Annotated in this window: 11 protein-coding genes; 3 read left to right on the top strand and 8 right to left on the bottom strand. The window is 67.2% G+C overall.

What is annotated here, in order from left to right; genetic code table 11:
* The 3 genes from P2Q66_RS10580 to P2Q66_RS10570 form a co-directional block, all read right to left on the bottom strand.
* Nucleotides 1–1,557, bottom strand: a 1,557-nt coding sequence (locus P2Q66_RS10580; protein ID WP_275727863.1) for a carbohydrate-binding domain-containing protein, incomplete at its 3' end; no start/stop codon positions are given.
* 55 nt (nucleotides 1,558–1,612) lie between these two features.
* Nucleotides 1,613–2,398 carry a polyphosphate polymerase domain-containing protein gene (locus P2Q66_RS10575; protein WP_275727861.1) on the bottom strand — a complete coding sequence of 262 codons (786 nt, stop codon included), beginning with the start codon at nucleotides 2,396–2,398 and terminating at the stop codon, nucleotides 1,613–1,615.
* Nucleotides 2,395–3,078, bottom strand: coding sequence for a DUF4956 domain-containing protein (locus P2Q66_RS10570; protein ID WP_275727859.1), 684 nt, complete (start codon nucleotides 3,076–3,078; stop codon nucleotides 2,395–2,397). Before P2Q66_RS10570 ends, P2Q66_RS10575 begins: the two co-directional genes overlap by 4 nt.
* Before the next feature lie 147 nt (nucleotides 3,079–3,225).
* Between P2Q66_RS10570 and P2Q66_RS10565 the strand changes: the two genes are divergently transcribed.
* Nucleotides 3,226–3,978 (top strand): lytic transglycosylase domain-containing protein, encoded by a 753-nt coding sequence (locus tag P2Q66_RS10565; protein WP_275727867.1) that lies wholly within the window; start codon nucleotides 3,226–3,228, stop codon nucleotides 3,976–3,978.
* Nucleotides 3,979–4,106: 128 nt separating this feature from the next.
* On the opposite strand, the gene P2Q66_RS10560 is transcribed toward P2Q66_RS10565, so the two are convergent.
* The 5 genes from P2Q66_RS10560 to P2Q66_RS10540 all read right to left on the bottom strand — a co-directional run bounded on the left by P2Q66_RS10560 (nucleotide 4,107) and on the right by P2Q66_RS10540 (nucleotide 8,392).
* Nucleotides 4,107–4,514, bottom strand: a complete 408-nt coding sequence (locus P2Q66_RS10560) for a response regulator (protein ID WP_275727858.1) — start codon at nucleotides 4,512–4,514, stop codon at nucleotides 4,107–4,109.
* A gap of 113 nt (nucleotides 4,515–4,627) precedes the next feature.
* Nucleotides 4,628–5,233 (bottom strand): methyltransferase, encoded by a 606-nt coding sequence (locus P2Q66_RS10555; protein WP_275727865.1) that lies wholly within the window; start codon nucleotides 5,231–5,233, stop codon nucleotides 4,628–4,630.
* A gap of 32 nt (nucleotides 5,234–5,265) precedes the next feature.
* Nucleotides 5,266–6,276: a tripartite tricarboxylate transporter substrate binding protein gene (locus P2Q66_RS10550; protein WP_275727855.1), complete on the bottom strand. Its 1,011-nt coding sequence runs from the start codon at nucleotides 6,274–6,276 to the stop codon at nucleotides 5,266–5,268.
* Nucleotides 6,273–7,796 (bottom strand): tripartite tricarboxylate transporter permease, encoded by a 1,524-nt coding sequence (locus P2Q66_RS10545; RefSeq protein WP_275727853.1) that lies wholly within the window; start codon nucleotides 7,794–7,796, stop codon nucleotides 6,273–6,275. Before P2Q66_RS10545 ends, P2Q66_RS10550 begins: the two co-directional genes overlap by 4 nt.
* A gap of 2 nt (nucleotides 7,797–7,798) precedes the next feature.
* Entirely contained in the window at nucleotides 7,799–8,392 is a 594-nt protein-coding gene (locus P2Q66_RS10540) for a tripartite tricarboxylate transporter TctB family protein (protein ID WP_275727852.1), read from the bottom strand.
* Nucleotides 8,393–8,542: 150 nt separating this feature from the next.
* Between P2Q66_RS10540 and P2Q66_RS10535 the strand changes: the two genes are divergently transcribed.
* Nucleotides 8,543–9,382 (top strand): hypothetical protein, encoded by an 840-nt coding sequence (locus tag P2Q66_RS10535; protein WP_275727850.1) that lies wholly within the window; start codon nucleotides 8,543–8,545, stop codon nucleotides 9,380–9,382.
* Nucleotides 9,379–10,578, top strand: a complete 1,200-nt coding sequence (locus P2Q66_RS10530; protein ID WP_275727849.1) for an MFS transporter — start codon at nucleotides 9,379–9,381, stop codon at nucleotides 10,576–10,578. The genes P2Q66_RS10535 and P2Q66_RS10530 overlap by 4 nt, the downstream gene beginning before the upstream one ends.
* Nucleotides 10,579–10,584: the final 6 nt, after the last annotated feature.

Here is a 10,584-nt window from a genome sequence, read left to right as displayed (position 1 = left end):
GCCGGGGCCCTGCTCGGCGGTGTACTCGCCGGCGGTGACGGTGCCCTGTTCGGTGGCACCGTCCAGCGAGCCTTCGCCGATGCCTGCGCTCACGGTTGCGGTGCCGCCGGTGTAGACCGTGTACTCCTCACCCTGGGTGATGGCTGCGGAGGAGAAGACCAGGGACGCGGTTGCCTTGGTGGTAACGAAGGCCGCCGCCACGGTACCGGCGGAGTCGGCAACCTGGATCACTGTTCCCGCCGGAACCGTCGAGCCCAGCGTCGCCTGGACGCCCGACTGGGTTGAGGACTCACCCGGAGTAACCACCATGCCGGCGCTTCCGGCGGCGGCAAGGGTTCCGCCGGTCACTGCCAGTTCGCCGTTGACGTCCAGGGAGCCGTTGCCGCTGTTGGTGGGGCCGTTGACCACAACGGTGCCGCCGGAGATATTCGCGTTGCCGTTGGAGTCGAGGCCATCGCCCTGCGAGTTGATGGTCAACAGGCCGCCGCTGACGTCCACGGTGTAGTCACCGACCGCCATGCTGCCGCCGCCCATTCCTCCGCCGCCGGACGTGGAAGTGGCCGACCCGCTCGAGGCGTTCAGGCCGTCGTCGTTGGCCGTGACGGTGGCTGTGCCGCCCTGCATCACGATGTGCTGGGCTTCCAGGCCTTCCTCCGATTCCTCCACGGTGGTGCTGCCGGCGGCGATGGTGAGGGTGTTGTAGGCCTTGATGCCGTCGTCCCCGGAGGCCACGTTGAGGGTTCCGCCGTTGATCAGCACCCAGCCGCGGCCCTCGTCCTCCTCGTTGTCGGATTTGAAGCCGTCGCCCGCGGCGCTGACCTGGTAGGCGCCGTCCAGCAGCACCGCGTAGTCCTTGCCCACGATGCCGTCGTCCGCCGCGTCCACGGTGACGGTGCCGGCGGCCAGGACCAGGCCGTCCTTGGCGGAGATGCCGTCGTTGTAGTTGCCGTCCACGGTCAGGGCGCCGGTGCCGGCGATGGTCAGGTCCGCCATGGAGTAGAGGGCGGCGTTGGGGGCCTCCGTTCCCTGGTCCGCGTAGGTGGCGGCATCACTGAGGGAGCTGGTGGTTCTGTCCGCCAGGTAGACGATGGCTTCATTGGCGCTCTGCACCACAAACGGTGAACCGGTGGAGCTGGTGATGCCGGCGCCGTCCAGGATGATGCGCACTACATCCTCCTCGCCGGCGGCCACCACCACCTGCCCGTCGGACAGGGAGCCGCTGAGCCGGTAGGTCCCGGCGGCGCTGATGGTGACGGTGTCGCTGTCGACCGTTACGGCGTCGGATGAACCCGAGGTAACGGAGCTGGCGCCGTCCGCCAAGGCCACGGCTACTTCGGAGGCCGCATCCCACGTGAGGTCATCGGCGTCGTAGTGGGTATCGGCGGCGAGGGTGTCCAGGGAGACGGCCTGCGCCGTGCCGGAGGTCGCGGTGGACGATGTGCCGCTGCCGCTGATGGCGGAGACGCCGGTGGCGGTGGTGCCCGCCACGGAGCAGCCGGCCAGGGCAATAGTGGCGGCCAGGGCGGCAACGTAGAGGTGGGTACGGAGACTTTTCATGGTGTGTTCCTTCGGGAAGTTGGAGGGGGGGCTCGAGCCGGATGGGGAGCTGGAGCTAGGCCGCAGGCCGCAGTGCCAGGCTGCGGCGAAGCGTCCGGTTCCAGCGGTTGGCGGGGAGGTCGGGACGGAGGGCTGCCATGCCTGTGGCGAACTTGGAAATCCGGGAAGGCCGGACGCCATGTGCCCAGAGGTGGCGGTCCAGGGGGCCGGCGGTGGAGCCGGACTTGGTTTCCAGGATGACGGCGTCGGCCAGCACCCAGGACCCGTGCGACGGGCGCTGCCAGGTCACGTCGGTGTCGATGGTGGCGCGGCTGCCGGACTCTGGCAGGTAGAGGGTGGTGCGGTGGTACCGCGTTTCCAGCACGGGCTCCAACGTGCCCGCGGGTACCGAGCCCACGGCGGCAGTAAGCGTTTCGCGGATGTAGTCGAGGCCTTCCGCGGTGAGCCGGGCGCGGTCTTCAAGGTGGTAGGGAATGCGTTCCTTGACGGTTGCTTCACGGGCGCCCTCGGTCTTGACCTCCAGGAAGCTCACCGCGCTGTCCACGTAGGTCCGGGTGCGGATCTTGTAGCGGCGGCGCCGACCATGGGCTGCAAGCAGGTAGCTGTCCAGGGTGGCGGTGTCGAAGTAGACGGAGTCGTAGGCGAAGCTGCGGGCGCCATCCATCTCCAGTACCCGCATGCCCCTGCTGAACGAGCCCAGCAGCTGGCGGGCAAGCCCGGTGGGAACCACGTACTTCCGGTCCACCCGGGTCTGTAGCGCGGCCTCGGCGTTGAGCTCTTCGAGCCCTACCGGTGGCAGGAGGTGCAGGTTCCCGACGGCGGCTGCTGCCGCGGCGCTCACGCCGCACCTGCCTGGGCGTGGGCGGGGGAGTGTGCCGGGGCGGCGGGGGCTGCGGCGTGGGCAGGCCGGGAGGCAGGAGCCGCGGGCGCCGCCGTCGTGATTGCCGAAACGGTGACCGGCGCGGCGGGGAAGGCCTCAGGGGAGTAGGCGTACCGCACGTCCACGATGGTTTTGTCGTTGACCAGGTCCAGTTCCGAGATGGTGGCTGAGTGGACCTTGCCGTGCAGCACTTCCTCGAGCCGGGCGTAGAGCTCGCCGTCTTCGGCAATGGCCCGGTCCAGGACCACCGTCTGGTGGCGGTGGGCGGGCAGGACGCGGGGGTGGTCTCCCACGAACATCACCAGCAGGATCAGGGCCATCAGTGATCCGGTCAGCCACAGGGGCTCGATGCCCAGCCCGGCGATCAGGCCGAGCGCCAGGGCCGAGAAGTAGTAAGCCACCTCGTGCTGGGCCAGTTCGGTGGACCGGAGCCGGATGATGGACAGGACGCCGAAGAGGCCAAGCCCCAGGCCCAGGCCGGCCGCCGAGCCGGACAAAGCGGTGGCGACGGCCAGGACTCCCACGTTCATGCCCAGGTAGGAGACCACAAGGTCTCGCCGGCGATGACGGCGCAGGTACAGGGCGAAGGTGAGGATGCTGATGGCCGCGAGGTCCGCGACGATGAAAATAAGTGAGTTCATGGGATTCTCCGGGGTGTTTTCGGTGGGCTGGTCTTTACTTTCCGGGCCCAAGCTGTGCGGGTGCTGTGACGGAGCCCAGCCGCGAATATGAGTGTTTGGCGGGTTTCGATCGATAGGATCAAACGCGTGACTGTCTCCCGTGACGCCGTGCTGCGCCTGAGGCGTCTCCTGGTCTTCACCGTGTTTGCGATCTGCGTCATCACGCCGCTGTCGTTCTGGGCACTGCAGCAGTCCGGCGCGGACGCCCGCGTGGCTCTTGATCCGCCGCCGCGGTCGGAGGCGAAACTTGAAATGCTGTCCGCCGGCATCACGCCGGCCGTGAACATCACCCGGAACGCGGACGCGGAGTGGGTCGCTGAGGCTGCCGCGCAGACCGGCATTCCCGCGCGGGCGCTCCGGGCCTACGTGGCTGCGGCCGGCGCGGCCAACCAGGCCTCCCCGGGCTGCGGCATCGGCTGGAATACGGTGGCGGCCGTCGGGTTCGTCGAATCCCGCCACGGAGCTTATGGCGGTGGAAGCCTGGACTCCGCAGGACAGGCCAGCGGACCCATTGTTGGCCCAAGCCTGGACGGAAACGGGTTCGCCGCCATCGCTGATACGGATGCCGGAGCCTTGGACGGCGACGCACGCTGGGACCGTGCCGTGGGGCCCATGCAGTTCATTCCCTCCACATGGGAGCTTGCGGGGCAGGACGGAAACGGTGACGGGACAGCGGATCCCTTCAACATCGACGACGCTGCGCTCAGTGCAGCCGGCTACCTGTGCGGCCACGGCCGTGACCTCACCACCGCGAACGGATGGACCGGGGCCATCTACTCCTACAACCAGTCGGATACCTACCTGGTCCAGGTCCGTGACCAGGCCACCGCCTACGCCGAGGCGACGGCCGGCATCGGATAGAACCGCGGCGCTACCCGCCGCGTCATCGCGCAGCCCCTACAGCGACGGGTCCCGCGCGGCGGACGCGGCCGGGCTTACGCTGTGTTTTCTGCTGCTGAGGAGTCATGCCTCATTTCTAGGCAGCGAAGTTAGCAGAGAGATTTGCCGGATATGTGAGGGGCCTGTGAAACGGGTGCGGGGCATAACTGCAGCGCGAGCTCCCGGAGCTCCTTCGGGCGAAAGGGCTTGGTGAGGTAGGCGGCGGCCCCTGAGGCCATGCCGGCCAGCACGTCGTCCTCCTCCGACCTCGCCGTGAGGAAGAGCTGGGGAGCCTTGCTCAGCGCGCGGATGGCGCGCGCCACCACATGCCCGTCCATGTCCGGCAGGCCAAGGTCCAGGGTGACGAGTGCGATGGCAGGGTCGGCCGCCGCGGCGATTCCCTCGGCACCGGTGGAAACAGCCCTCACCTCAAAACCGGCGCGCTGCAGGACCACGCTGATCAGTCCACGGATATCGTTGTCGTCTTCCACCACGAGGCAGACGCGTTTGTTTTCCATCAAAGCCCCCCGGCAGAAAGTTGGCCCCAGTCTATCGCCCGCAGGCTTGTTCGCGCGTGCAGGCTGGCCCTCCCGAACGGGAGGACCAGCCGGCGTTGCCCTTCCGGGGACTGTCAGGCGAGGGCGCCCTCGAAGGCAGTCCGCTTCGCCGCCTCGCGTGCTTCGATCTTTTCGGCTTCGGCCAGGACGTCCTCCGCTTCCTCGCGGCGAACCACCACCACTCCGTCAGCGTCAGCCACGACGATGTCTCCGGGCGAGACCACCACCCCGGCGATGGCTACGGGGAGCTGCAGCCGGCCCGGTCCGAACTTGTAGGGCCCGGCGGGGGTGACTGCGCGGGCGAAGACCGGGAGGCCGCAGGCCGCGAGGGCTTCAGCGTCCCGGACCGCCCCGTCGATCACAAAACCGGCAACGGCAAGGTTCTTGGCGCGAATGCCGATCAGGTCCCCGATGAGGGCGCGGGATACGTCGCCGCCGCCGTTGACCACGATCACATCGCCCGGCTGGGCGCCTTCCAGCGCCTTGTGGATGAAGAGGTTGTCGCCGGGACGGGTCCACACTGTGTAGGCGGGGCCGGCAAGCCTGGCGCCGGACCAGATGGGGGAGAGCCCCGAGGCCACTCCGATCCGTTCCTGGGCGTCCCCAATGTTTGCCGCCGGGATGGCAGCCAACCGGCGCACCAGGTCGGACGTTGAGGTTTTTTGGTGTTCTGGCTGCATTGCGTCGGCGGCCTTTCCGCTGGAGTTCATTGCTACTTTTCCTGGAGGAGTTCGTCGATGACGGGCTTGATGAGGGCTTCGCGTTCTTCCCACAGCTTGCTGGTGTCGCTGGCCGAAACGAAGGTGGGCTGGGTGGCTGCGCCCTTGAGCTTTTCCTGGACGGCCGGGTCCTCGGCTGCCTTCTTCAGCGAGGCTTCCAGTGTTGCCACCACAGCGGCCGGTGTGTCTGCCGGAACGGAGAGTGCGAAGTTGCTGGCCATGGGCTTCATGTCGTAACCGGCGCTCTTGAGGGTGGGCACGTCCGGGACGAACGGGCTGGCAGCATCCTCGATGACCGTCAGGAGCTTGATGTCGCCGGACTTGTACTGGCCGAAGAAACTGGAGACGCCACCCAGGGCGAAGTCCACTTCGCCGGACACGATGGCGGCAACCTTGTCCGCCCCGCTGTTGTAGTGCACGATGTTGAAGTCCAGGCCCAGTTCCTTCTCCAACAGCCGCAGGTTGACGTGGTCGTCTCCTGCGCGGGAGTCGGTGGCTGCGGTCAGCTTGCCCGGTTCGGCCTTCACGGCGTCGAAGAGTTCCTTGATGGAGTTGTAGGGGCTGTCCTTGTTCACGCCCACTACCACGGAGTTGGTGGCGAAGGAGCCGATGGGGGCGAAGCTGCTTCGGTCGAAGGCGGCTTTCTTGCTCGGGTCAAGGTACCGGCCCAGGATGGACGGGATGTTGGTGTTGCCGAAGGTGAGGCCGTCCGGCTTGGACTGCGCCACGTAGTTCAGGCCCACCACCTGGCTGCCGCCTTCCTTGTTGACCACCTTGACGTTGGCGCCCAGGTCCTCCTGCATGGCGGGTGCCACGATGCGTGCCAGGATGTCGTTGCCGGCGCCGGCCGCGGAGGGGACGATCCACTCGATGGTGGAGCCGGCCTTGGGGAAGTCCGCGGCAGCGCTGGTGGACGTGCTGCTTGCCTGTCCGCCGCAGGCTGTCAGGGCCAGGGCGACAGATGCGGCGAGGGCCGTGGTGGTCAGTGCGGTCAGTTTCTTCATTTCGCAAGCTCCTTTGGTGCGATGGGGGTGGGGGTTTTCTTCTTCAGCATTGAAGCGATCAGGGGACGGACCGCGCCGAACAGGACGGCGGCGGTGATGACGGCAAGGAGGGTGAGGCTGATGGGTCCTTCGAGGAAGACGCCGTAGTCGCCGCGGGACAGGGCCAGGGACCGCTGGAAGTTCTCCTCCAGCAGCGGGCCCAGGATGAGGCCCAGGACGAGTGGCGTGAGGGGGACTTTGACCAGCTGGAAGACGTAGCCCAGGACGCCGGCGCCCAGCATGATGAGGATGTCGAACGGGCTGCCGTTGATGGAGTAGGTGCCCAGGAACATAAACGCCAGGATGGCGGCCATGAGGTAGTGGAACGGGACCTTCAGGACGGCGATCCAGACCCGGGCCAACGGGACGTTGAGGACCAGGAGGATGAGGTTGCCCACGATCAGGCTGGCGATGATGGCCCAGGCCACGTCCGGGTTGTCGCGGAACAGCAGGGGCCCGGGGATGAGGCCGTTCATGGTGAACGCGCCGGCCATGATGGCCACGGTGGCTGAGGTGGGGATGCCGAGGGTGAACAGCGGGATCATGGAGGAGACCGCCAGGGCGTTGTTGGCTGATTCAGGGCCGGCGATGCCCTCCACGGCTCCCTTGCCGAACTCGTGCCGGTGCTTGGACATCTTCTTCTCGGCTGCGTAGGAGGCCAGCGATGTCGCCGCGCCGGGGGAACCGGGAAGCAGGCCCATGAAGAAGCCGATCAGGGAACCTCGCAGCGACGGGAACGCCGAACGCCGCAGGTCGGTCCGGGTGGGCATCAGCCTGGCTACCTTGAGCGGGCTGGGCACTCCGAGCGGGCCTTTCTGGGCCTGTGCCAGGACTTCGCTGAGGCCGAAGACACCCATCACCACAGCCACCAGTCCCAGCCCGTCGAACAGTTCGGGCATGTCGAAGGTGAACCGGGCAATGCCGACGCCGGAGTCTACGCCCACGGTAGCGATGGCCAGTCCGGCCGCGGCGCTGAGGAGGGCCTTGGCGGGGTTGTTGCCCGCGAAGCTGGTGATCAGGGCGAAGCCAAGCAGGGAGACCAGGAACAGTTCGGGGGCCCCGAATTCGAGGGCGAGCCTGCTGAACGGTGCCACCACCACGAATCCGACGACGCCGATCAGTCCGCCGACGAACGACGCCAGCGCGGCGATCACCAGGGCGGGGCCGCCGCGGCCCTTCTTGGCCATCTGGTAGCCGTCCAGTGTGGTGGCAATGGAGGAAGCCTCACCGGGGATACGGAGCAGGACGGCTGTGGTGGTTCCGCCGTAGGCCGCCCCGTACAGGATGGCTGCCAGCATGATGATCGCCGAGGTTGCATCAAGCCCGAACGTGACGGGGATCAGCAGCGACACGGCGGCGGCCGGACCGAAGCCGGGAAGGACGCCCACCAGCATGCCCAGGACGCACCCGAGGAGGGCGAACAGCAGGTGTTCCGGAGTGAAGACTGTAGCGAGGCCGCCAAGGAGCTGGTCGAATCCCATGGCTACAGCCCCAGTCCGGCGAGGAATTCGATGGATGCTGTGGGGAGTGCCGTACCCAGCCACACCTCGAACACCAGGCGCGAGGCGAGGGCTGCGCCGATGGCAACCATGACCGCGAGCCAGAGCTTCCGCTTGCTGACGAAGTGCAGGATGGCACCGAGCATCAGGGTCATCACCACGGTGTAGCCCAGCAGGGGCAGGAGGAGCGCCGCCAGGAGGATGGCGGCAATGATGATCCCCACCCTCGCCCAGCCCTGGCGGTCCGGAAAGTCGGCTTCCGGCTCTTCGCTGTTGTCATCGTCGAGCAGCGACACCAGTGCCGACCCCGAATCATGATGCGGCGGCACGGATTCCAGCGTGTCCCCGACGGGCGCCGCCGGGACGGCAGCCTTTCGTGCGGCGGCCAGCTGGAGAATCCACAGCACTCCGGCGAGGGCCACCATGCTGCCGGCGACCGTGGGAAAGAACCCGGCGCCGACTCCGGACGTGTTGGCCAGCCCGTAGCCTGCGCCAACACCGGCTATGGCGAGCCCCCCGCCGATGGCCGCTGCGGCCACCGTCCATTCAAGCGCAACAGGTGCGTTGAGGGTTTGCATCTTCGTTGTCCGCCTCTCTGCGGAAAGTGGAGAAAATATGAGAAGCAAGATTGGCCTTGAACCTGACTTGCAATCTTGCACAGGATTGCATGTCCGTGAGAGAGTGTCAAGCATCACATGGTTGGAGCAGGACCTCAAAGGAGAGCAATAGTGAGTTTCAAGGCAGTAGTGGCCAGCAGTACCGTCCGGCTCAGTGCCTCCGAAGAGCGCGTCATGAATGTCCTGATGTCCGGGGACATGGCCGGCATCCCTGCGGCCGAGGTGGCGGAACGTGCCAAGACGCATGAGTCAACGGTGGTGCGGCTGGCAAAGAAGCTTGGTTACCGGGGCTACCCGGAGCTGCGCGCCGACCTTCGCCGCGACGAGGAAGAATCCGCGCCCAGCGCCACCGTGATGAGGGGTGAATCCGGGCACGACCTCTCCGCCTTCATCGCTGACGAGATACGGGCCCTGAAGCGGCTGCCGCATTTCGTGCCGCAGGAGGACCTGGACGCCGCGGCGAAGACGCTTCACGTCTCCAGCGCTGTGTACCTGTACTCGAAAAATGACGAGCGGCCCACGCTGGAGCTGCTCGCCCGCCGGCTCCGGAGGCTGGGCCTGACAACAGTGGTACTTGGGTCCACCCCGAAGGACCTCGCGGAGGGATTCGTCAGTTTTGATGCCAACAGCGCCCTGATTGCGCTCGCGCTGCGTGAGGCACCGCTGCATTTGCCCACGCTGGTCCAGGAAGCAGCCCGGAAAGGCGGCCGGAGCATTGTCCTGTCCGACGTGCCGGGATACCGCTTCAGGCCTAGCCCGGACCACCTCATCGCAGCCCGGCGCGGCGACGACACGGAGTACCGGACCCAGCTGGTGCCCATGGCGCTTGCCTATGCACTTCAGCTGGCAATCTTCCACCTGGACCCGGACAAGTACCAGGCGGTCCGCGACAACATTGACGATCTGACCCGGCTGCTGGGCGGAGCGGACGAAATTCCGCTTCGTCCGTGAGCCGATCGGGTTGGCGCAGGGCGCTGGGTGCCCAGGCGGTGCTCGCCCAGGCATCTTGGGTGGGCATCCGATTGATCATCGGTTACCGGGCGCTCTTCGAGGGGGCAGATCCGGTGTTCCTTGGCGCGCTGGCTTCCAGCTTTGCCGTGCCGGCGCTTGTGGCCGCCCTTCCTACGGGACGGCTGGCTGACAGGTTTGGCGGCACCGCCATCGCCTTTTCGGGATTGCTGACGGCCGCCGCGGGCACCACGGCGATGCTGGTCATCCCAGGCCTGGCCGTCCTGTTGGCGGCCAGCGCGGTGATCGGACTGGGCCACCTCATGGTGATGGTGGGACAACAGGCCTTCGTGGCCCACGTGAGCAGCGGCGGATCCAGGGACAGCGACTTCGGAACGCTTACGGCTGCTGCGTCCATCGGCCAGCTGATCGGTCCGCCGGCCGTGACGCTGGCAGCGTCCCTGACCGTACCCCCAGGGGCTGCCCCCGATACAGCCGTTGGCCTAATGGTCTGCCTGGCGTTCAGTGCGCTGGCAACCCCCGCCTTTTTCTTCCTGCGCCGCACGGATGCCGGCCTGCGCCGGATCCGGCGGCACACGGACCAGCCGCGCGCCAATGTGGCGGGCGTGCTGAAGGCACCGGGACTCTGGCGCTCGCTGGTGGTGAGCGGTGCCGTGCTGGTGACCGTGGACCTGATGTACGCCTTCGTTCCGGTATGGGCCACCCAGCAGGGCATCAGCGCTGCCGTCGTGGGCATGCTGCTGGCACTGCGGGCAGCGGTCTCGGTCCTCAGCAGGCTGGGACTAACCCGGCTGATCAGCCGTTTCGGACGCAAGTCCATGCTGATCGTGTCCATTGCGGCCGCGGTGCTTTCCCTGGCTGCGCTTCCGCTGGTGGGGGTTTACGGTGCCATTGCGGTGATGGTGGGACTTGGGCTGGGACTCGGCATTCCGCAGCCCCTGACTATGGCCTGGGTGGTGTCCCTGACCGCTTCGTCCAGCCACGGTGCGGTGCTGGGACTGCGGATGACCGTCAACCGCCTTGCCCAGGTCACGCTGCCTGTCGCCGTCGGGTCCTTCGCCGCGCCGCTGGGCGTCCTGGGAATCTTCTGGGTCAACGCCGCCCTGCTGATGGCGGCAATCGCGGTGGTTGCGGGGTCCGACGCCGGCAGTCCGCCCGGCGTCGATGACCCCGCCTGATGCCAG

It is taken from the genome of Arthrobacter sp. Cr_A7 (assembly GCF_029222765.1).
Lineage (GTDB): Bacteria > Actinomycetota > Actinomycetes > Actinomycetales > Micrococcaceae > Arthrobacter.
This window is presented reverse-complemented; position numbering and strand designations above follow the sequence as displayed.